This is a genomic window from Acidovorax carolinensis (assembly GCF_002157145.1).
Taxonomy (GTDB): domain Bacteria; phylum Pseudomonadota; class Gammaproteobacteria; order Burkholderiales; family Burkholderiaceae_C; genus Acidovorax; species Acidovorax carolinensis.
In genome coordinates this window covers 147,975-170,065 of record NZ_CP021361.1, presented here as the reverse complement: position 1 = coordinate 170,065, position 22,091 = coordinate 147,975, and the positions used below count along the sequence as shown (strand labels likewise).

Here is a 22,091-nt window from a genome sequence, read left to right as displayed (position 1 = left end):
AATAGCTGCTAGCGCTTGATGGATAAGCGCCCGCGGCATTTCAATGCTTGATCCATGCAAAAAGGCCGTGCGTGGGGGCCGCAAGCGCGCAACGCACGCCATCCGCCATCAGACCAGCTGAAACCCCTTGCCTTCCACGCGCACGGGCGCGCCCTCGGGCACGGGTTGCGCGCGCGTGAAGCGGCGCACCGAGCCATCGTCCATGCGCACGCGCACCTCGTACACCGTCTGGGTGCGGGTGCGCTGTTCCACCGTATGACCCACGTAACCGCCACCCACGGCGCCCAGCACCGTGGCGGCCGTGCGGCCCGAGCCCTTGCCCACCTGGTTGCCCACCACCGCGCCCAGCACGCCGCCGGCGACTGCGCCCACGCCCGTGGCGGGGGCTGCGTGCTGCACTGCCTGCACCGATTCAATGCGTCCGCAAACCGCACACACTGGGGCCCGGGCCATTTCCCGGCGCGCATCCTGGCGACGGGGTGCTTCGTCATACCGCGCCGGCTGTGGCGCCTGCGGGGAGGCGCGGGCCGCAGCCCGTTGCACCGGCGCTGCGGCAGGCAACGGGTTTGCTCCATATTCAGGAGCTGCTTGTGCACGCTGGTTAAGCGCTACAGGCCTTTTTTCGTCAATGATTTCGGACTCTGGCGTGCGCGGCGCAGGCGACGCCAGGGCCTCGCGTTCGGCCACCGCACCCGGGCGCTGCTGCGCCACCAGCGTGGCGCCCAGTGCCAGCACGCACAGGCCCAGCGCGGCAATGGCCGCCCACAGCCATTTCAGGGGCACGCCTACGGCGGTTGCAGCAATGGGGGCACTGGGTGCAGCGGAGGGATTTGTTTGCATTTTTTTGCCTTTCTCAACAGATCGAAAACAGCGCCTGCGACAAGGGTCGCGGGCCGGCCTTGAAGTTACACACTGCGCTGTCTGAAACGGCGGCCACCCATGTAAGCGGGGGTAAGAGCCTTCAGCAATTTCTTATTACCGCGCGGTGTACACCAGCGCCTCTTCGTAGGCCCGTGCACAACCGGCAGAAAACAGCAGCACCGCCGACGAAAAATAGATCCACATCAGCAGCACCACCAGCGAACCCGCCGCCCCGTAGGCAGAAACCACGGCCGCGGTGGACAGATAAACCGCCAGCACATGCCGCCCGGCCGTGAACAGCGAGGCGCCCATGACGGCCCCCAACCACAAATACCGCAACCGGGGCTTGGGGCCTGCGCTCATGCGCATCAGGCCCACAAAAAGCGCCGCGCACACCCCAAACGCAGTGGCTTCGTTGAGCACCCGCAGCAGCGGCGCCATCGGCAGCCAGTTGCCTGCCCAGCCTGCAAACAGGTTCAGCAGTGTCGAGACCACCAGCGACACCAGCAGCAAAAAGCCGAACGCCAGCACATAGGCCACCCCGCGCAGTCGCAGCGATGCACCGTGCCACCACGGCAGGGGCGGCACCTCATCGTGCCCATGGGTCCACAGCCGCTGCAGTGCCGACTGCAGCTCGCCAAACACCCCGGTCGCACCGAAAAACAGCACAACAAAACCGAGCAACGAGGCCAGCAGGCCCTGCGCGGGCTCCTGGGCGCTGCTGAGGGTCTGGCGGATGACCGCCGCCCCCTGCTCGCCCACGATGGTGCCGATCTGTGCAATCAGGCCCTGCTGCAGGCTGTCCCGGTCCAGCCACCACCCCAGCAAAGCCACCAGCAGCACCAACAGCGGCGCCAGGCTCAGGATGCCGTAGAACGACATTGCCGCGCTCATGCGGGCGCCGTCGGCATCAACCCACAGCCACACCGCCCGCCGCACGGGCAGCAGCATACGGAAGCGGCGCACCACCGCTTGCGCGGGCTTGTCATCATGGGGGGCAGTCATGCGCGCAAGGCTACCGCCATACCGCCCGTTTGCCCATCAGCCAGACGGGACAACCGGGGTAGTCCGGCTCCCACAGCGGCCCCTGCTTTCTTGGCCCTGCACCAGGCACGCCAAACCACCGCCTTACACTCAGCCTGCAGTTGGGCAGACAAGAAAACAGGACATCACTTATGCAGATTCGCTGCGCACTGGTCGGCATGCCCGGCTCGGGCAAATCCACCGTCGGCCGGCAGCTGGCCCACCGGGCCGGCGTGCCCTTCATCGACCTGGACCACCGGCTGGAAAAGATGATCGGCACCACCATCCGCAGCTTCTTCGAGACACAAGGCGAAGCGCGCTTTCGCGACCTGGAAGCGCAGGTGCTGGCCGAAGTGACCCAGCAGCCCGGCGGCATGGTGCTGTCCACCGGCGGTGGCGCCGTGCTGCGGGCCGAGAACCGCGAAGTGCTGCGCCAGTTTGGCAACGTGCTGTATTTGCGCGCATCGCCCGAGGAAATCTACAAGCGCGTCAAGCACGACAAGACGCGCCCCCTGCTGCAGGGCGGCAACCCCATGGAAAAGCTGCGCGAGCTGTACGCCGTGCGCGACCCCCTGTACCGTGAAACCGCGCACTACGTCATTGAGACAGGGCGGCCGTCGGTGAGTACCTTGGTCAGCATGGTGATGATGCAGCTGGAGATGGCGCACAGCGCTGCGGTTTCTGCGCCGGCATCCCCCAGCGCCGACCAGCCTTCTCGCACCTCACACTGAAAAGAAAAAAGGGGGCCGAAGCCCCCTTGGTGCGATCACGGTGCTGGAACGATCCAGACCCTTACGCCTGGTTTTGCTCGCGGCGTGACTTGCGGCGTGAAGTGGCGGCCACGCCCGCCAGGGCCAGGCCCAGCAAGGCCAGGGAGCCGGGCTCGGGTACCTGGATGGACTCGACCTTCACCACCATGTCCTGGAAGTCATTGTCGGAGCCGTCTTCAAAGGCAAAAATCCAGTTGGTCGAGGTGCCGCCCTGGTACGCCAGAAAATCGGTGGCCCCGCCCACATTCATGCTGTCGATGGAATAGGCGATTTTTCCGGCTCCGTTTGTGAAATAGAACCCGAAGCTGTCGGGGTTGATCAGTGCGTTGGAAAACACGCCGCAATTGACTTGGGAGCCGCACTGGCTCTGGAAGGTAGGGCCGCCGGAAATGATCATCTGGCCGGCCGCTATGCCGATGCCGACGGCACTTTGCTGCAGAGTATTGGGCGAACCAACCGCACCGCCAAAGAACAGGTCCACGGTGTAGAGATTGGCCGTATCGGTACCAAACCACATGCCGAATTTCTGGCTGGCTGCACCACCGGTCTGTTCGATGATCAGCGTGGGAATGGTGGTCGCCGAGCCCGTGGCCGAGCCCCACAGGCCTGCCGCGCTCTGGTCGTTGGCGGCGCTCACGGCCCCGGTGCCAAACACACTGTTCAAAACGGTTTGCAGCGATTGCTCGCCCGCCGGCGTGCCACCAAGAACCACCGGGCGCAGGTTGGTGTTGACAATCGGCACTGCATGAACGGCTGCCGAGATGAACATGCCGGCGACGATGGCTGCAACGGTTTTGAATTTCATGGCCTGGACCCCTGTAAGTTACCGCTGAAAAAGGCGGTTTCAACTTACAAAAGCACACACCGTGCCACCCAATGAAATCAAGGACTTACGTGGTTTTTTGCGTCGTATTGTAAAAATATCCGACGCCATTTACCACTCCCCCCACAGCCCTGCTGACAACAGAAGGTCTCGCGTGCGGAACCCTCGGTTTTCAAAGAAAAAAGGCCTCTGGCGCTTTCGCAACAAGCGCCAGCAGCTCTTTATTTCATAGCATCACAGATTGGGCGCCAGGAGCCGTGCCAGCACGGCCTCGTCCATGCCCCGGCGATCGGCCATGTCGTGCAGCTGGTCTTCGCCAATCTTGCCGACGTTGAAGTACAGGGCGTCGGGGTGGCCGATATAGAAGCCGCTCACGCTGGCGGCGGGCGTCATGGCCAGGCTCTCGGTGAGCGACATGCCGATTTCCTCGCACTGCAGTTGCCGGAACAGGTCGGTCTTGGCGCTGTGGTCGGGGCAGGCGGGATAGCCGGGCGCGGGGCGGATGCCGCGGTATTTCTCGGCAACCATGTCGTCGTGGCTCAGCGCCTCGTCGCTGGCATAGCCCCACAGGTCGGTGCGCACGCGGTGGTGCAGGCATTCGGCAAAGGCTTCGGCCAGGCGGTCGGCGAGGCTCTTGAACATGATGGCCGAGTAGTCGTCCAGCGCGTCGATGAAAGCTTTTTCTTTTTTCTCGATGCCCAAGCCTGCCGTCACGGCAAACATGCCGGCGTAGTCGGCGATGCCGCTGCTTCTGGGTGCCACAAAATCTGCCAGGCACCGGCTGGGGCGGGTCACGCCGTCGATGACATGCTTTTCGGTCTGCTGACGCAGGCCGTACCAGGTCATGGCGACCTCGGTGCGGGTGTCGTCGGTGTAGAACTCGATGTCGTCATCGTTCACACTGTTCGCGGGCAGCAGGGCCATCACACCACTGGCGGTCAGCCAGCGGCCTTCGATGATCTTCTTGAGCATGGCCTGACCGTCAGCAAACACGCGCGTGGCTTCCACGCCCACCACCTCGTCCGTCAGGATGGCGGGGTACGGGCCGGCCAGGTCCCAGGTCTGGAAGAACGGGCCCCAGTCGATGTAGCGTGCCAGCTCGGCCAGGTCAAAATTCTTGAACACCCGGCGGCCCAGGGCGCGTGGCACGGCGGGGCGGTAGGCCGACCAGTCCACAGGTGTCTTGTTGGCGCGGATCTTGGCCAGGGGCCACAAAGGCGTGGCCTTTTTGTTGGCGTGCTGGGTGCGCACCTTGTCGTAGTCGGCGTTGATCTCGGCCACGTAGCTGTCCACGCCGTCGCCCAGCAGGCTTTGCGCCACGCTCACGCTGCGTGAGGCGTCGGGCACATACACCACGGGGCCTTCGTAGTGCGGCGCAATCTTGACGGCGGTGTGCACCCGGCTGCAGGTGGCGCCGCCGATCAGCAGCGGAATTTTCTTGATGCGAAAGTGCTCGTCCTTTTGCATCTCACCGGCCACATACTGCATTTCTTCAAGGCTGGGGGTGATGAGGCCCGACAGACCCACGATGTCGGCCCCCTCAGCCTTGGCGCGCGCCAGAATCTCGTGGCAGGGCACCATCACGCCCATGTTCACCACCTCGAAGTTGTTGCACTGCAAGACCACGGTGACGATGTTCTTGCCGATGTCGTGCACGTCGCCCTTCACGGTGGCGATGATGATCTTGCCCTTGGTGCGCACATCGCGCCCTGCCAGTTCATCCTGGCGCTTTTCTTCTTCGATGTACGGAATCAGGTGGGCCACGGCCAGCTTCATCACGCGGGCACTTTTCACCACCTGGGGCAAGAACATCTTGCCCGCGCCGAACAGGTCGCCCACCACGTTCATGCCATCCATCAGCGGGCCTTCGATCACATGCAGCGGGCGCCCGCCCTTGGCCACAATGGCGCGGTAGGCCTCTTCGGTGTCTTCGGTGATGAAGTCGGTGATGCCATGCACCAGCGCGTGCGACAGGCGCTCGCCCACGGTCTTGGGGTGCTCGGGCGTGCCGCGCCATTCAAGCCGTTTGCTTTCGTCCTTGGCACCGCTCTTGGCGGTTTCGGCGATCTCGACCAGGCGCTCGCCGGCGTCGGGGCGGCGGTTGAGCACCACGTCTTCGACGCGCTCGCGCAACACGGGCTCAAGGTCGTCGTACACGCCGACCATGCCGGCGTTGACGATGCCCATGTCCATGCCGGCCTGAATGGCATGGTACAGAAACACGGTGTGGATGGCTTCGCGCACCGGGTCGTTGCCGCGGAAGCTGAACGACACGTTGCTCACGCCACCCGACACCTTGGCGCCCGGCAGGTGCTGCTTGATCCAGCGCGTGGCGTTGATGAAATCGACCGCGTAGTTGTTGTGCTCTTCGATGCCCGTGGCCACGGCAAAGATGTTGGGGTCAAAAATGATGTCTTCGGGCGGAAAGCCCACCTCATCGACCAGGATGCGGTAGGCGCGCTCGCAGATTTCGATCTTGCGCTCGTAGGTATCGGCCTGGCCTTTTTCGTCAAACGCCATCACCACGGCGGCGGCGCCATAGCGCTTGACCAGCCTGGCCTGGCGCTTGAACTCCTCCACGCCCTCTTTCATGCTGATCGAGTTGACGATGCCCTTGCCCTGGATGCAGCGCAGTCCCGCCTCGATGACATCCCACTTGGAGCTGTCCACCATGATGGGTACGCGGGCGATGTCGGGCTCGGAAGCGATGAGCTGCAGAAAGCGCACCATGGCGGCCTTGCTGTCGAGCATGGCCTCGTCCATGTTGATGTCGATGACCTGCGCGCCGTTTTCCACCTGCTGGCGCGCCACGGCCAGGGCTTCTTCATACTGGCCGTTCAGGATCATGCGGGCAAACGCCTTGGAGCCCGTGACGTTGGTGCGCTCGCCGATGTTAACGAACAGCGAACCCTCGCCAATGGACACCGGCTCCAGGCCGGACAGCTTCATGGGGGGCAGCGAAATAGCAGACATAGGACTCACTCACCTGTGCAGAAACAGCGGAAAAACAGGTGAGCGTCGTTGCGATGGGGCATGCGGTGCATACCGTGCCCAAGCCTGACGGCCTCTCCTGTGGCGGGAAGCCGCTGCAACGCTCCTTGGGCGAGGCGTGATTTTAAGGGCGAACGCCCCGGCGCTCAGCCTGCTGCCGGCTGTGCCGATGCCGGCAGGCCAAACACACGGTCAAACGCCAAGTTGAAGACAAAGGTGTAGCAAAGAAAGAAAACGATGAGCGCCAGGTCCATCACGAAGGCCTCCCACAGGCTCACGTTGAACCACCAGGCAAACAGCGGCACCAGCGTGAACACCAGCCCGCCCTCGAAGCCGATCGCATGGGCCACACGGCGCGCCACGCTGCGCCCGCGCACGCGCTGGCGCGATTCCCAGCGCTCAAAAGCCCAGTTGAACAGCACATTCCACAGCACGGCAATGGCCGAGGCCACCACAGAGGCCACGCTGGAATGGGCCGCGCTTTGACCCGTGAGCACCGCCAGTCCATAGGTGGCCACCACGATGGCGATCAGCTCGTACAGCGTGACGAAAAGCACGCGGCGCCACGGGCCCTGCAGCCCGCGGGCAGGGGCGTGGGCGGCAGCGGGTGAAGTTTGGATGGCGGGCATGGTGGTGACTTTATGTGCGTATTGCTGATACATAAAGTCAGCTTGTTTCAGTTTTTCTGATAATTGAGGCCATGGCTTTTTCTTCCGACAGCGTGCAGGTGTTTCTGGCGGTGCTTGACCGGGGCTCGTTTTCGGCGGCAGCGCGGGCGCTGTCGCGGGTGCCATCGGCCGTGAGCATGACGATCGCCCACCTGGAGGCCGAGCTGAACGTGCCCCTGTTTGACCGCAGCGGGCGCGAGCCCGGCCCACCGCCGCGGCGCGCGCGCTCGAACCCCAGGCCCGGCTGCTGGCCGGGCAGCTGCAGCAGCTCAACGCCCAGGCGCTGGCCCTCACCCAAGGGCTGGAGGAGCGCCTGACGCTGGCCATTGCCCCCGAACTGCTGGCCGCGCGCTGGAGCGCCCCGCTGGCCACGCTGGCGCACGACTACCCGCTGCTGCAGGTGGAGGTGCTGGCCGCGCCGCAGGAGGATGCCCTGGCGCTCCTGCACAGCGGGCGTGCGCAGCTGGCGCTGGTGTTCGAGCGCCCCAGCATCGACGGGCGCGAGGGTTTTCAGGAGGTGGGCAGCGAAACCCTGGTGGCCGTGATGGCCCGCCAGCACCCGGTGCTGGCCGCCGCGCGCGCCGCCGCAGCCGCCCGGGGCGAGGCACCCGAACGCGCACAACTGCGCGAGGAACACCTCACCACCACGCGCCAGATCGTGGTGGCCAGCCGCGACCTGGCACAGACCGACCCGCGCTTTGTGTTTGCCCGCCACCACTGGCGCACCGACAACCACCTGGCCGCGCTGGGCCTGATCGAGGCGGGCCTGGGCTGGGGCTGGCAGCCGCGCGCGCTGGTGCAGCCGCGCATCGCCGCCGGCTCACTGGTCGAGATGCCGTTCGAGAACCTCAGCAACGGCGTGGCACTGTGGGTGGACGTGGTGTGGTCCAAAGAGCGCCCGCTGGGCCTGGGCGCAAGGCGCTTCGTGCAGCTGATTGCGCAGCAGGGTGCATCGGGCGCGGCGGCATGAACAGGGATAAAAACAGGCTGCAGCGCTTATACAACAAGCGCACAAAGCTATATTTAATATAGCAATTGCCGTAGCGCTTTAGCGGAAAGCGTGCATTGACCCACCGGCCACATTGCGCCAAGCTGGCAGCCCAACCCCCACAAAAACAACCATGAGCAAATCCCCTTTTCAAAGCAACGACAAGTCCCTGGCCAAGCGCTGGGCCGCGTGGCAGCCCCGGCCGGCCAATGGCTCCGGTGCCAAGCCGGTCTCGCTGAAGGATTTCGACCCCGACGCCACGCCGTTCATGGACGGTGAAAAGGCGCAGGGCAAAGAGGACGTGCAGGCCCTGGCGATTGAGCTCGATGCGCTGCAGAACCTGCTGTACGCCGACCGGCGCTACAAGCTGCTGGTGCTGCTGCAGGGCACCGATGCCTCGGGCAAGGACGGCACCGTGCGCGGTGTGTTTGGCAGCATGAGCGCCCTGGGGGTGCACGCCGTGGGCTGGAAGGCGCCCACCGAACCCGAACGCGCGCACGACTACCTGTGGCGCATCCACCAGCAGGTGCCGGGCGCCGGCGAGCTGACGGTGTTCAACCGCAGCCACTATGAAGACGTGCTGGTGCCGGTGGTCAATGGCTGGATCACGCCCGAGCAGCACCGCCAGCGCCTGGCCCACATCAACGACTTCGAGCGCATGCTCAGCGAAACCGGCACGGTCATCGTGAAGTTCATGCTGCACATCGGTTACGAGGAGCAGCGCGAGCGCCTGCAGGAGCGCCTGGACGACCCCGCCAAGCACTGGAAATTCGACATGGGCGACATCGCCGTGCGCAAGCAGTGGGCCGATTACCAGAAGGCCTACGAAACGCTGCTGTCGGCCACGCACACCCCCTGGGCGCCCTGGACCATCGTGCCGGCCAACTCCAAGACCCACCGCAACCTGATGATTGCCACCGTGCTGCGCGAGGTGCTGCAGAACCTGGACCTGAAGTACCCGCCGGGCGACCCGGCGCTGGAGCATTTCACGGTGGAGTGAACAGGTTTCAGACGTTTTCGTGCTGCCGCGCATATCTAGCAAGCGCTGGCAGCTATTTTTTAGATAGCAAAAAGATGCCGCCACCCCCGCCGGCGCACCATGCAAACGGCGCATAACCCCGTAACACCTCGACCTTGGACAGGCGGGCGGGGCAGGCATAAGCTTGGCTCCCTGAACTCATCCCACAAGGAACCACCGCCATGACGCTTTCCACCGGAACGCCCCGCAGCACCGCCACCGCCCACACCCTGCCGTCGTACCTCGACCCCAACCACCTCGGTCCCTGGGGCAATTACCTGCAGCAGGTGGACCGCGTCACGCCGTACCTGGGCAACCTGGCGCGCTGGGTGGAGACCCTCAAGCGCCCCAAGCGCATCCTGATCGTGGACGTGCCGATCGAGATGGACGACGGCACCATCGCCCACTTCGAGGGCTACCGCGTGCAGCACAACCTGAGCCGCGGCCCCGGCAAGGGCGGCGTGCGCTTTCACCAGGACGTGACGCTGTCGGAAGTGATGGCGCTGTCGGCCTGGATGTCGATCAAGAACGCTGCGGTGAACGTGCCCTACGGCGGTGCCAAGGGCGGCATCCGCGTCGATCCGAAGACGCTCTCGATGGGTGAACTGGAGCGCCTCACGCGCCGCTACACCAGCGAGATCGGCCTGCTGATCGGCCCGTCCAAGGACATTCCTGCGCCCGACGTGAACACCAACGGCCAGATCATGGCCTGGATGATGGACACGTACTCCATGAACACCGGTGCCACCGCCACCGGCGTGGTCACGGGCAAGCCGGTGGACCTGGGCGGCTCGCTCGGCCGCGTCGAAGCCACCGGCCGCGGCGTGTACACCGTGGGCGTGGAAGCCGCCCGGCTGACCGGCCTGCCGATCGAAGGCGCACGCCTCGCTGTGCAGGGCTTCGGCAACGTGGGCGGCACCGCGGGCAAGCTGTTTGCCGAAGCCGGCGCCAAGGTGGTGGCCGTGCAGGACCACACCGGCACCATCTTCAACCGCAACGGCCTCGATGTGCCCGCCCTGCTGGCCCATGTCAAGGCACGCGGCGGCGTGGGCGGCTTTGCCGGCGCCGACGCCCTGGCCAATGAGGACTTCTGGGCGGTGGACTGCGAGATCCTGATCCCGGCTGCGCTGGAAGGCCAGATCACCAAGGACAACGCGGGCCAGATCAAGGCCAAGATGGTGATCGAGGGCGCCAACGGCCCCACGACAACCGAGGCAGACGACATCCTGCACGACAAGGGCGTGCTGGTGCTGCCCGACGTGATCGCCAACGCCGGCGGCGTGACGGTGAGCTACTTTGAATGGGTGCAGGATTTCTCCAGCTTCTTCTGGAGCGAGGACGAGATCAACGCCCGCCTGGTGCGCATCATGCAAGAGGCTTTTGCCGGCATCTGGCAGGTGGCCCAGGAGCACAAGGTGAGCCTGCGCACCGCCACCTTCATCGTGGCCTGCCAGCGCATCCTGCATGCGCGCGAAATGCGCGGGCTGTATCCCTGAAAACCGCAGCATTCGCCATACAAGGCTGCCCAATGGGCAGCCTTTTTTTCCGCCAGCCAATCGCAGTGCACCTGCTTTCACGTCCAGAAAGCCGGGCTTTGCCATTGGCAAAGCGATCCGCTCCAAAACCCTAGGCACGGATCAAGGAGGCCCGGCTATCGTTGGCTCCCATGCGCTGAGAGCCTCGCCGAGGTCGGAGCGTCCACGAGGAAACACCCATGATTTTTCGACGCTGCATGCTGGTCGCCCTGACCACCCTGCCTTTGGTCACCTGGGCCGCCTGGCCCGAGCGGCCCATCACCATCGTCGTGCCGGCCGCCGCAGGCGGCACCACCGACATCGCGGCGCGCGTGCTGGCCGAGAAGATGGGCAAGGACCTGGGCACCCCCATCGTCGTGGAGAACAAGGGCGGGGGCGGCGGCAGCATCGGCACCGCGCAGGTGGCGCGCGCCAAGCCCGACGGGTACACGCTGTTGATGGGCAACATCGGCCCGGTGGCCATCAACTTCAGCCTCTACAAGCAGCTCAGCTACAAGGAGAGCGACCTGCGCGGCATCACCAACGTGATCTCCGTGCCCAACATCCTGGTGGTGCATGCCGACTCGCCCGTGCGCAACGTGAAGGAGCTGGTCAGCCTGGCGAAGACGCGCCGCCTGAACGTCTCCACCTCGGGCGTCGGGCAGTCGCCCCACATGTCCTCGGAAATGTTCCGCCAGAAGGCGGGCATTGACGTGACCCTGGTGCCCTTTCCCGGCGCGGCTCCGGCCGTGACGGCGCTGCTGGGGCAGCAGGTGGATTTCATGATCGACAACCTGCCCAGCTCGATGCCGCACATCAAGGCCGGCAAGTTCCGTGCCCTGGCCATCACCAGCGGCGCGCGCTCCGCGCAACTGCCTGATGTACCCACCATGACCGAAGCCGGCGTGCCCATGCAGGTCACGGCCTGGTTCGGCCTGCTGGCGCCGGCCGGCACGCCCGACGCGCTGGTCGATCGCCTGCAGCAATCCGCACGCAAGGTCATGCAGACGCCCGAGGTGCGCCAGCGTTTTGCAGAGCTGGGCGGCGTGCCCGGCGGCGAGACGCCGGCCGAGTACGACGCCTTCATCGCCCAGGAGCGCAAGAGCTGGGCCCAGATCGTCAAGGCGGCAGGTCTGTCCCTCGAATAACCCGATTACGACGGGCCCGCGCCGGTCCCGCCTTCCACCCTGCTCCCCCAATTCCATGCACCACGCCATCGAACACCTGCTGGCCCAGCCCTTCGGCTCGCTGCCCGATCTGATTGCGCAGCAGGCCGCGCACCGCCCCCACCACACCGCCCTGGTCTTTGACGGGCAGAGCCTCGACTACGCAGCGCTGCGCGCGGGCATGGACCGGGTGGCCCGCAGCCTGCAGCAGGGCGGTCTCGGCCCTGGCGATGTGGTGGCGATCTGCGCCGGCACTTCGGTCGAATATGTGCTGGCATACCTCGGCGCGCTGCGCGCCGGCGTGGCGGTGGCACCGCTGGCGCCATCGGCCACGGCCGAGCACCTGAGCGCCATGCTGGACAACTGCGGCGCGCGCCTGGTGCTGCGTGACCGCGAGGTGGCCGCGCAATGGCCGCTGCATGCGGGCGCCGCGCTGCGCTGTGTGGCGCTGGACGACGCGCCCGATGCGGGCGAGCCCTGGTCGCAATGGCTGGCCTCGGGCGATGCGGCGCCTGCGCCCATTGCGCCGCAGCCCGATTGGCCGTTCAATGTGATCTATTCCTCAGGCACCACCGGCGTGCCCAAGGGCATCGTGCAGTCCTGGGCCATGCGCTGGGCCCATGTGCGGCGCGCAGTTACCAACGGCTACGGACCCGATGCCGTCTCGCTGTGCGCCACGCCGCTGTATTCCAACACCACACTGGTGGCGGCACTGCCCACGCTGGCGCTGGGCGGCACGCTGGTGCTGATGCGCAAGTTTGATGCCGCGCGCTATCTGGCGCTGGCCCAGCAGCACGGCGCCACCCACACCATGCTGGTGCCCGTGCAGTACCAGCGCCTCATGGCCTGCCCCGACTTTGACCGCGTCAACTTAAGCCGGCTGCAGCACAAGTTCTGCACCAGTGCGCCGTTCAGTGCCACCCTCAAGGCCGAAGTACTGCAGCGGTGGCCGGGGCGCCTGATCGAGTACTACGGCATGACCGAAGGCGGCGTGCGCTGCGAGCTGCACTGCCACGACCACCCCCACAAGCTGCACACCGTGGGTCGCCCCGGCGAGGGCGCCGACATCCGTTTCATCGACGAGCAGGGGCGCGAGCTGCCGCCCGGCGAACAAGGAGAAATCGTCGGCCGCTCGGCCGGCATGATGAGCGGCTACTACCGCCTGCCCGACAAGACGCGCGAGGCCGAGTGGTTCGACGCCGAGGGCCGGCGCTACATCCGCAGCGGCGACGTGGGCCGGCTGGATGCGGACGGCTTCATCGTGCTGGGCGATCGCAAGAAGGACATGATCATCACGGGCGGCTTCAACGTCTATCCGAGCGATATCGAGAGCGTGCTGTGCCAGCACCCCCAGGTGGCCGAATGCGCGGTGATCGGCGTGCCCAGCGAGCAATGGGGCGAAACCCCGGTGGCCTATGTGGTGGCGCGGCCGGGCACGCAGCCCGCCGCCGAGGAACTGCGCGACTGGCTCAACACCCGCGTGGGCAAAACGCAGCGCGTGGCGGCTGTGCACAGGGTCGAACGCCTGCCGCGCAGCGAGATCGGCAAGGTACTCAAGCGGCAGTTGCGCGAGCAGTATGTGCAGGAAGCCCCCGCGGCTGATTGACTTTTTTATTCACAACGACCAGGAGACCGCCATGCCCTTGCCTCCCTCCTCGCGGTTGCGCCGCGCCGTGCTTGCCAGCCTGGCGCTGGGCGCCACCGCCTTGCTGACGCCCGCCGCTCAGGCGGCAGACCCCTGGCCCGCCAAGCCGATCCAGCTCGTGATCCCCTACCCGCCCGGCGGCAGCGCCGACCTGCTGGGCCGGCCGCTGGCCGTGCAGCTGCAGAAGCAGCTGGGGCAGCCCGTGGTGCTCGAATACAAGCCCGGCGCCGGCGGCACGCTGGCCACGCAGTACCTGGCGCGCGCCAAGCCCGACGGCTATACGGTGCTCATGGTGCTGGCCGCCCATGCCATCAACGACAGCCTGTACCCCAAGCTGCCTTACGACACGCGCAAGGACTTCGCGCCCGTGTCGCTGGTGGCCAACTTGCCCATGGTCGTGGCGGCGAGTGGCAAGCTGCCCGCCAGGAACATCCAGGAGTTGATCCAGGCCGCCAAGGCCGCACCAGGCAAACTCACCTTTGGCTCGGCCGGCAACGGCAACACCGGCCATCTCGCGGCGGAATACTTCAGCAGCATCGCGGGGGTCAAGATGACGCACGTGCCCTACAAGGGCAGCGCCGGCGTGGTCAACGCCATGCTGGCCGGCGACATCGACCTCACGTTCGACAGCATCTCCACCTCCATGCCGCACATCCGCAGCGGGCGCATGCATGCACTGGCCGTGACCAGCCCCCAGCGGTCGGCGCTGGCGCCCGAGGTGGCGACGGTGCAGGAGCAGGGAATCGCCGGCTTTGACGTGACCGGCTGGTATGCGCTGATCGCTCCGGCGGGCACGCCGCCCGAAGTCACCCAGCGCCTGAGCCGCGAGATCGCCACCGCGCTGCGCCAGCCCCAGTTGCAGTCGCAGCTGGCCGCTGGCGGCTACGAGCCCGTGGGCTCCACGCCCGAGGCGCTGCAAACGCATATCGAGCGCGAGATCACGCGCTGGGCCGCGGTGGTCAAGTCCACGGGCGCAAAAGTGGATTGACACCCCCGTTACACGGTGGCCCGCGCCGTGCGGGCCCGCCATGAACCACTGACAATCCACGCCATGCAACACCAGTCCACCACCCACGACAACATCCCCGCCAGCCCCTTCGCCGGCGAAGCCCCCGACATGTTCTTTGGCCTGCCCATGGCCATGGCACGCGCCATGGCGCTGCGCGGCGAGCGCATTGGCCACGACATGGCCCAGGTGCGCATGGGCTTCCAGGCAACCCAGGCCAACAGCCGCGGTGAGGTGCATGGCGGTGCGATTGCCACGCTGCTCGATTGCACCCTGGCGGCGGCTGCGCGCGCGCACGACCCCGCCGCCCATGGCGTGGCCACCATCGACCTGACGCTGCATTACGTCGCGGCGGGCAGCGGTGACCTGATTGCCACCGCGCGTTGCGAGCGGCGCGGCCGATCCATCAGCTTTGCCCGTGGCGAGGTGCGCGCCGAGGACGGCACCCTGGTGGCCCTCGCCACCGGCAGCTTCAAGCTGATCGCGCGCCAGCCAGCCGCCGGCTCATAGGCACCGGCGGGCGGCCAGGAAAGGATCAACTGGGCTGCACGCCTGCCGCTTGCAGCAGGCGGCCCCAGATCGGGGCTTCCTGCGCCCACAGCCGGGCGAATTTCTCGGGGGTATCGTCATCCACCGGCACGAAGCCCGCTGCGATGATGCGTGCCATGCCCTCGCGGCTGGCCACCGCATGGTTGGCGACTGCAGCCCATTGCCGGGCCACGTCGGCCGGCATGCCCTTGGGGCCGGCAATGGCCAGCCAGCCAACGAGGGACAGCGCGTCCTGCCGGTAGCCCGCTTCGGCGAAGGTGGGCACGTCGGGCAGCAGCGGCACGCGGCGCGGGCCGGTCACCGCCAGTGCGCGCAGCTTGCCGGCATCGATATGCGGCTTGAGATTGACCATGCTGCCCATGCCAATCCTGATCTGTCCGCCCAGCATGTCTTGCACCATGGGCGCCTCGCCCTTGTAGGCGACATGCGCCATCTCGGCAGTGGCCAGATCGCTGAGCGTGGTGCAGGCCAGCTGGCCATGCGAGCCGATGCCGTAGGACCCATAGGACAGCTTGCCCTTTTGGGCCTGGATCCAGGCCATGAACTCCTGCAGGTTCTGCGCGGGTGTGTCGGCCGTGACCACCAGTGCAATCGGTGCCAGGCATACACGCACCAGTGGGGTCAGGTCGGTCAGCGGGTCGTAGGACGTCTTCTGGTACAGGTACTTGTTGGTCAGCATCGACGAGGTGGTGCCCAGAAGCGTCGTCATCCCGTCGGGCTGGGACTTGACCACCGCATCGCCAGCGATCAGTCCGGCCGCGCCGGGCTTGTTGTCGACCACGACCGACTGGCCGAAGCGTTGCGCCATGCGCTCACCGAGCACGCGGGCGATGACGTCGGTGGCACCACCTGCGGCAAAGGGCACCACCACCCGCAGCGGGCGGGTGGCAAAGCTGGTCCGGGACTGCGCCTGCGCGCCCAGCGGGCCGATGGCGGCGGCACTGGCCGCCAAAGCCAGCAGCTGGCGCCGGTTCCATCCAATAGGGTTGGCTTCGTGGGGCATCGGCTTGTCCTGGTTGGGGTGGTTGGGCTCAGTCCATGGAAATCTTGGCCGCCTCGACCACGGCCTTCCAGTGGGCGGCGTCCTTGTCGATCTGGGCCTTGAATTCGTCGGGCAGCGAACCCACGGGAATCAATCCCATCTCCGTCAAACGCTTGTTCAGTTCGGGGGACTTGACGATGGACGCCACCTCGGTACCCAGCTTGTCCACGATGGCCTTGGGCGTGGAGGCGGGCAGGAACATGCCGAACCAGCCATTGGCCTCCAGGCCAGGGTAGCCGGCCTCGGTCATGGTGGGCACCTGTGGCAGCGCGGGGTGGCGCTGGGCGCCGGTGATGGCCAGGATGTTGACCTTGTCCGACTTGATGTGCGGGTAGGCGGCCGTGGCATCGACGAAGGCCAGCGTCAGCTGCCCTCCCAGCATGGCCGCCATCTCGGGCCCCGAGCCCTGGTAAGGGATGTGGGTGAGGTCGATGCCGGCCTTTTGCTTGAAGCGCTCGCCATTCATGTGCGACGAGGTGGCATTGCCGTAGCTGCCGTAGTTGAACGTGCCTGGCGTGGCCTTGGCCTTCTGAACGAACTGCTCCAGCGTGGTCACGCCCGAGCTGCGCGGCACCATCAGCAGGTCCGCGGACTTGGCCACCTGCGACACCGGGGTCAGGTCGCTGAGCTTGTAGGGCACCTTCTTGTACAGCGCCGGGATCTGCACCACGGTGGTGATGCCCATGAGCACGGTGTAGCCGTCGCCGGGCGCCTTGGCCACGGTGTCGTTGCCCAGGATGCCGCTGGCGCCAGGCTTGTTTTCCACCACCACGGGCTGACCCAGCCGCTGGGACAGCTGCACACCAATCAGGCGGGCAATGGTGTCGGTGCCGCCGCCAGCCGGATAGGGCACGACGACGCGGATGGGTTTGCTGGGGTAGTGGTCCTGTGCCTGTGCGCTGCTGACGCCGCAAGCGGCGGCCAGTGCGATCAGGGGTAGCCATTGGGTCAGGGTCTTGCGCCGGGTGAATGCCATGGTGATGTCTCCTTGAATGTTATGTCGGGAATGAATGGATCGGGCTACAGCGTGCGAGCAATGATTTCCTTCATGATCTCATCGCTGCCGCCATAGATGCGGCCGATGCGGGCATCGGTCCAGGCGCGGCCCACCTGGTATTCGGTCATGTAGCCATAGCCGCCATGCAGTTGCAGGAACTCGTCGAGCAGGCGGTTTTGCAGCGCCGTGGCATTGAGCTTGACCATGGCCGCGCGCTCGGGCGACAGCGCGCGCTGCATGTGCAGCTTCATGCATTCGTCCACAAACGTGCGCAGCATGGTGGCCTGCGCCTTGGCCTCGGCCAGCTTGAACCGGGTGTTCTGGAAATCAAAGACGGTCTGACCGAAGGCCTTGCGCTCGCGGGTGTAGTCGATGGTTTTTTGCAGGAACGACTCAATGCAACTGGCCGCGCGCACCGCCACCACCAGGCGCTCTTGCGCCAGCTCTTGCATCAGGTACCTGAAGCCCATGTTCTCCTCGCCCAGCAGGTTGTCCACAGGCACTTTGACGTTGTCAAAGAACAGCTCGGAGGTGTCCTGGCCCATCAGGCCGATCTTTTCGAGCTTGCGGCCTTTGCTGAAGCCCGGTGTGCCTTCTTCCACCACGATCAGCGAGACGCCCTTGGCGCCCAGATCGGGTGCGGTCTTGCAGACCACGATCACGATTTCGGAGTTGATGCCGTTGGTGATGAAGGTCTTGGCGCCGTTGATGACGTAGTGGTCGCCTTCGCTGCTCTTGACCAGTTTGGCCGTGGTGCGCACCGACTTCAAGTCACTTCCTGCGCCCGGCTCGGTCATGGCAATGGCACCAATCAGCTCGCCAGCGGCCATTTTGGGGAGCCAGCGGTCCTTTTGCGCCGTGCTGCCATAGGTGTTGATGTAGGGGGCAACGATGTCCGAGTGCAGCGGGAAGCCCAGCGCCGAGGCGTTGGTGCGGCCCACTTCCTCGATCAGCACCGCCGCGTGGCCAAAGTCGCCACCGCTGCCGTACGGCTCGGGCAGCATGGTGTTCAGCAGCCCTTCGCGGCCCGCCTTGCGCCACACTTCCTTGGGCACGATGCCGTTGCGGTCCCACTCGGCCAGGTGCGGCACGATTTCCTTGTCAAAGAAATGGCGCACGGCATCACGGAACTGTTCGTGGTCTTCACGGTAGACGGTGCGTTGGATCAGGTCTTGCATGGGAATGTTTTCGGAGTAAATGTGGATGAAATTCGGCGATAGCGCTTATGGATTGGGCGTTGGCAGCTATGTTTTCAGGAGTCCCGCAGGGCAAATCCCGCCTGCGGCTCGTCGCGAAAGCGCTCCTTGAGCTTGCGGCGCAGCAGCTTGCCGGTCTCCAGGCGCGGCAGGGCGTCCACAAACACCACGCGCTGAGGCAGCTTCATGCGCGCCAGCACCTCGGCGGCCCGGGCAGCGATGGCGCGCGCCGTCGCCAGCGATTCCTCGGCCCCACGGCGCAGCACCACGGCCGCCAGGGGCTGCTCGCCAAAGTCGGGGTCGGGCACGCCCACCACGGCCACTTCCTGGACGTCGGGGTGTCGCATCAGGGCGTTCTCGATCTCCTGCGGGTAAAGGTTGACGCCGCCCGAGAGGATCAGGTCTGCCCGGCGGTCGCTCAGGAAGAGATAGCCCTCGGCGTCCACATGGCCGATATCGCCATAGGTGATCCAGCCGCGCTCGTTGATGGCCTGGCGGGTCTTTTCCTCGTCGTTGAGGTAGCTGAACAGCCCCCCGCCCGAGAAATACACCTGGCCGATCTCACCCGCGGGCAGCTCCTGCCCGGCGTCGTCCACGATGTGCAGCTGGCCCGTGGTGGGCCGGCCCACCGAGCCGGGGCGCTGCAGCCATTCGGCAGAGCTGATCATCGTCGTGCCACAGCCCTCGGAGCCGGCGTAGTACTCCATCAGGATGTCGCCCCACCAGTCGAGCATGGCGTGCTTGACATCCACCGGGCAGGGCGCCGCGGCATGGATGGCCATGCGGTGGCTGGACAGGTCGTAGCGCCGCCGCACATCCTCGGGCAGCTTGAGCAGGCGGCCGAACATGGTGGGCACCCACTGGCTGTGGGTGACGCGGTGGCGCTCGATGAGGGCCAGGGCGGTTTCGGCGTCAAAGCGCTCCATGATCACAGCCTGCCCGCCGAGCTCCAGCACGCGCATCGTGTAGCGCAGCGGCGCGGCGTGGTACAGCGGCGCGGGCGACAAATAGATGGTGTCCTCGCCCATGCCCATGAAGCGGGCCGTGCCCAGCGCCTCGGGGTCGGTCTGGCCGCGCAGGTGGCTGGGCTGCAGGGGCTTGAGCACACCCTTGGGCCGGCCCGTGGTGCCCGAGGAGTACAGCAGGTCGCGCCCCAGCGGGCGGTCCGAAAAGTCCGCCGGCGGGCCCTGCAGGGCCTGCAGTGCGGCATGCAACGACAGGGCCTGCGGTGTGGCCTCGTCCACGGTCCAGCATGGCAGGGGGTGGGCCGCCTGCGACTGCGCCAGCTGGGGCAGGGTCTTGTGCGAGGCCACCACCAGCCGCGCGCCGCAATCCTGCACGATGTAGGCCACTTCGGCCGGCGTGAGGTGGGTGCTGAGCACGGCGGCATACAGGCCCGCCTGCCGAGCCGCCAGGGCCAGCGCCAGGATCTCGACGCGGTTTTCCAGCACCACCGCGAAGCGCTCGCCCACCTGCAGCCCCTGGGCATGAAGCCACTGCGCCATCTGCAAGGCGGTGCGCGCCATTACGCCGGCAGTGTGCTGCGTGCCGGTCTCGGCCATGACCAACACCACCCGATCGGGAGCCGCTGCCGCGCGGCCAAAGAAGTCCTGCATACCTGTCACTCGTTTCTCCTCGCAGACGCCGCAAGTGGACAAACCCCACCAAGAACGAATTGCACGTCTCACAAAAATGGAATTTCAGTGATTTTTTCAGGCACTCCACCGAAGAAGCATAGGGTTAACACGCCCTTCAAGACAAACTAACCGGTAGAAAATGATTTTTAATGGATCATTCGTCTCATAAACATATGGAGCAAACATGAATATTCCTGTCATCGTCGATGCCATCCGCAGCCCCATGGCCCGGGCCAAGCCCGATGGCGCGCTGGCCGAAGTCCATCCCGTGGACCTGCTGTCGCAGGTGCTGGAACAGTTGGTGGCCCGCAACCGGCTCGACCCCGGCACGGTGGATGACGTGATCTGCGGCTGCGTCAGCCAGGCCGGCGAGCAGGCGGGCACGCCCGGGCGCCTGGCGTGGCTGGCCGCCGGCCTGCCCGCGCATGTGCCCTCCACCACCATCGACCGCAAGTGCGGCTCCAGCCAGCAGGCCGTGCACTTCGCGGCCCAGGCCATCATGGCCGGCTCGCAGGACATCGTGATCGCCTGCGGGGTGGAATCGATGAGCCGCGTGCCCATGGGCAGCTCGCGCATGGGCAAGAACCCCAACGGCGCACGCCTTGACGCACGCTACGCACCCGGCCTGGTGGGCCAGGGTGTGTCGGCCGACCTGGTCGCCGCCAAGTGGGGCCTCTCCCGCACCGAGCTGGACGCCTACGCCGCACGATCGCACCAGCGCGCCCATGCCGCGCAGTCCGGCGGCGGCTTTGCACGCGAGATCGTCGGCATCGACACGCCCGCGGGCCGCGTGCTGCAGGACGAAACCATCCGCGCCGGCACCACGGTGGAAAAGCTCGCCGGCCTGAAGGCCGTGTTCGAGAGCGAGGAGTTGTCGGCGCGCTTCCCGCAGATTCGGTGGGCCACCACGGCTGGCAACGCCTCGCAGATGACCGACGGCGCCAGCGCCATGCTCATCATGAGCGAAGCGCGCGCCCAGCAGCTGGGCCTGCGCCCACGCGCGCGCTTCGTGGCCTTTGACGTGGTGGGCGACGACCCGCTGTACATGCTCACCGCCCCCATTCCGGCCACGCAGCGCGCGCTGGCCAAGGCGAAGATGCAGCTGGACGACATCCAGCACTACGAGATCAACGAGGCTTTTGCCTCGGTGCCCATGGCCTGGCAAAAAGAACTGAAGGCCGACGGCGAGCGCCTGAACCCGCGCGGCGGCGCCATCGCCCTGGGCCACCCGCTGGGCGCCTCTGGCATCCGCCTGATGACCACCATGCTGCACGCCCTGGAAGACAGCGGCCAGCGCTACGGCCTGCAGTCCATGTGCGAGGCCGGGGGCATGGCCAACGCCACGATTATTGAACGTCTGTAACTATCAAATCAATAGCTGCTGGCGCTTGATGGATAAGCGCTAGAGCCCAATAAAGGGAAAAAACATGAAACTGACACAAGGAATGACCGCCCTCGTCACCGGCGCAGTCTCGGGCCTGGGCGAGGCCTCGGCCGTTGCACTGCTGGAGCGCGGCCTGAACGTGGTGGCCGTGGACCTGAATGACGAGCGCGGCGCTGCCATGGAGCAGAAATACGCCGGCCGTCTGCGCTATGTGAAGGCCGACGTATCCGACGCCGAACAGATGGCCCAGGCCATCGCCGCGGCCGAAGCGTTTGGCAACTTCCGCGCGCTGGTGCATTGCGCCGGCATCGGCGGGCCGGTGCGCCTGATCGAGAAAGACGGCAGCGCCGGCTCGCTGGAGAAATACACCAACATCATCCGTGTCAACCAGATCGGCAGCTTCAACACATTGCGCCTGGCGGCCGTCGCCATGGCCAAGAACGAGCCGATTGACGGCGAGCGCGGTGCCTGCGTGCTCACCGCCTCGGTGGCAGGCTACGAGGGGCAGATCGGGCAGATCCCTTACGCATCGTCCAAGGCGGGAGTGATCGGCATGACCATCGTCGCCGCGCGCGACCTGGCGTCCAAGTTCATCCGCGTCTGCACCATCGCCCCGGGCCTGTTCGACACGCCCATCCTGGCCAAGCTGCCCGAGGCCGTGCGCCAGTCGCTGGGCGCCTCGGTGCCCCACCCCGCACGCCTGGGCCACCCCAGCGAATACGCGATGACCGCGCTGCACATCCTGGAGAACCCCATGCTCAACGGCGAAACCATCCGCCTGGATGGGGCCATCCGCATGGCGCCTAGATAACA

18 protein-coding genes, 1 pseudogene and 1 riboswitch are annotated in these 22,091 nt (G+C 66.0%); of the genes and pseudogenes, 10 read left to right on the top strand and 9 right to left on the bottom strand.

Features of this window, described 5'->3' with window-relative positions:
- Nucleotides 1-108: 108 nt before the first annotated feature.
- Together CBP34_RS00780 and CBP34_RS00775 are read right to left on the bottom strand one after the other, a co-directional pair.
- The gene (locus CBP34_RS00780; RefSeq protein WP_094097015.1) at nt 109-840 is read right to left on the bottom strand and encodes an outer membrane lipoprotein; all 732 of its coding nucleotides are present in this window, start codon (nt 838-840) and stop codon (nt 109-111) included.
- Between the two features lie 135 nt (nt 841-975).
- Nucleotides 976-1,866, bottom strand: coding sequence for a YihY/virulence factor BrkB family protein (locus CBP34_RS00775; RefSeq protein ID WP_094097014.1), 891 nt, complete (start codon nt 1,864-1,866; stop codon nt 976-978).
- A 170-nt stretch (nt 1,867-2,036) separates the two neighbouring features.
- On the opposite strand from CBP34_RS00775, the gene CBP34_RS00770 reads away from it, so the two are divergent.
- Nucleotides 2,037-2,615 (top strand): shikimate kinase, encoded by a 579-nt coding sequence (locus CBP34_RS00770; protein ID WP_094097013.1) that lies wholly within the window; start codon nt 2,037-2,039, stop codon nt 2,613-2,615.
- 61 nt (nt 2,616-2,676) lie between these two features.
- Here the strand turns inward: CBP34_RS00770 and CBP34_RS00765 are convergent, their stop codons facing one another.
- The 3 genes from CBP34_RS00765 to CBP34_RS00755 all read right to left on the bottom strand — a co-directional run bounded on the left by CBP34_RS00765 (nt 2,677) and on the right by CBP34_RS00755 (nt 7,046).
- Complete coding sequence (locus tag CBP34_RS00765) at nt 2,677-3,459, bottom strand: PEP-CTERM sorting domain-containing protein (protein ID WP_086910972.1); 783 nt, start codon at nt 3,457-3,459, stop codon at nt 2,677-2,679.
- Between the two features lie 252 nt (nt 3,460-3,711).
- Complete coding sequence (metH, locus tag CBP34_RS00760; RefSeq protein ID WP_094097012.1) at nt 3,712-6,450, bottom strand: methionine synthase; 2,739 nt, start codon at nt 6,448-6,450, stop codon at nt 3,712-3,714.
- Nucleotides 6,451-6,483: 33 nt separating this feature from the next.
- Nucleotides 6,484-6,583, bottom strand: a riboswitch (S-adenosyl-L-homocysteine riboswitch).
- 31 nt (nt 6,584-6,614) lie between these two features.
- On the bottom strand, nt 6,615-7,046 hold the full coding sequence (locus CBP34_RS00755; RefSeq protein ID WP_157896515.1) for a PACE efflux transporter: 432 nt from the start codon (nt 7,044-7,046) through the stop codon (nt 6,615-6,617).
- A gap of 122 nt (nt 7,047-7,168) precedes the next feature.
- On the opposite strand from CBP34_RS00755, the pseudogene CBP34_RS00750 reads away from it, so the two are divergent.
- From CBP34_RS00750 to CBP34_RS00720, 7 genes and pseudogenes are all read left to right on the top strand, one after another.
- Nucleotides 7,169-8,106: pseudogene (locus tag CBP34_RS00750) on the top strand (LysR family transcriptional regulator).
- Between the two features lie 151 nt (nt 8,107-8,257).
- Entirely contained in the window at nt 8,258-9,124 is an 867-nt protein-coding gene (locus CBP34_RS00745) for a PPK2 family polyphosphate kinase (RefSeq protein WP_094097011.1), read from the top strand.
- Between the two features lie 200 nt (nt 9,125-9,324).
- On the top strand, nt 9,325-10,638 hold the full coding sequence (locus tag CBP34_RS00740; RefSeq protein ID WP_094097010.1) for a Glu/Leu/Phe/Val family dehydrogenase: 1,314 nt from the start codon (nt 9,325-9,327) through the stop codon (nt 10,636-10,638).
- A gap of 218 nt (nt 10,639-10,856) precedes the next feature.
- On the top strand, nt 10,857-11,804 hold the full coding sequence (locus CBP34_RS00735; RefSeq protein WP_094097009.1) for a Bug family tripartite tricarboxylate transporter substrate binding protein: 948 nt from the start codon (nt 10,857-10,859) through the stop codon (nt 11,802-11,804).
- A gap of 55 nt (nt 11,805-11,859) precedes the next feature.
- A complete protein-coding gene (locus tag CBP34_RS00730; RefSeq protein WP_094097008.1) occupies nt 11,860-13,428 on the top strand; it encodes a class I adenylate-forming enzyme family protein in 1,569 nt (522 codons plus the stop codon).
- Nucleotides 13,429-13,459: 31 nt separating this feature from the next.
- The gene (locus tag CBP34_RS00725) at nt 13,460-14,455 is read left to right on the top strand and encodes a Bug family tripartite tricarboxylate transporter substrate binding protein (RefSeq protein WP_094098994.1); all 996 of its coding nucleotides are present in this window, start codon (nt 13,460-13,462) and stop codon (nt 14,453-14,455) included.
- Nucleotides 14,456-14,518: 63 nt separating this feature from the next.
- Nucleotides 14,519-14,983 (top strand): PaaI family thioesterase, encoded by a 465-nt coding sequence (locus tag CBP34_RS00720; RefSeq protein WP_086910964.1) that lies wholly within the window; start codon nt 14,519-14,521, stop codon nt 14,981-14,983.
- A gap of 25 nt (nt 14,984-15,008) precedes the next feature.
- On the opposite strand, the gene CBP34_RS00715 is transcribed toward CBP34_RS00720, so the two are convergent.
- The 4 genes from CBP34_RS00715 to CBP34_RS00700 form a co-directional block, all read right to left on the bottom strand.
- Nucleotides 15,009-16,025, bottom strand: coding sequence for a Bug family tripartite tricarboxylate transporter substrate binding protein (locus CBP34_RS00715; protein WP_094097007.1), 1,017 nt, complete (start codon nt 16,023-16,025; stop codon nt 15,009-15,011).
- 28 nt (nt 16,026-16,053) lie between these two features.
- Nucleotides 16,054-17,040 carry a Bug family tripartite tricarboxylate transporter substrate binding protein gene (locus CBP34_RS00710; RefSeq protein WP_094097006.1) on the bottom strand — a complete coding sequence of 329 codons (987 nt, stop codon included), beginning with the start codon at nt 17,038-17,040 and terminating at the stop codon, nt 16,054-16,056.
- Between the two features lie 44 nt (nt 17,041-17,084).
- A complete protein-coding gene (locus tag CBP34_RS00705) occupies nt 17,085-18,239 on the bottom strand; it encodes an acyl-CoA dehydrogenase family protein (protein ID WP_094097005.1) in 1,155 nt (384 codons plus the stop codon).
- Between the two features lie 74 nt (nt 18,240-18,313).
- A complete protein-coding gene (locus CBP34_RS00700) occupies nt 18,314-19,873 on the bottom strand; it encodes an AMP-binding protein (RefSeq protein ID WP_094097004.1) in 1,560 nt (519 codons plus the stop codon).
- A gap of 205 nt (nt 19,874-20,078) precedes the next feature.
- Here CBP34_RS00700 and CBP34_RS00695 point away from each other — a divergent pair, with 205 nt between their 5' ends.
- On the top strand, nt 20,079-21,257 hold the full coding sequence (locus tag CBP34_RS00695; RefSeq protein ID WP_086926216.1) for a thiolase family protein: 1,179 nt from the start codon (nt 20,079-20,081) through the stop codon (nt 21,255-21,257).
- A 64-nt stretch (nt 21,258-21,321) separates the two neighbouring features.
- Nucleotides 21,322-22,089: an SDR family NAD(P)-dependent oxidoreductase gene (locus tag CBP34_RS00690; protein ID WP_094097003.1), complete on the top strand. Its 768-nt coding sequence runs from the start codon at nt 21,322-21,324 to the stop codon at nt 22,087-22,089.
- Nucleotides 22,090-22,091: the final 2 nt, after the last annotated feature.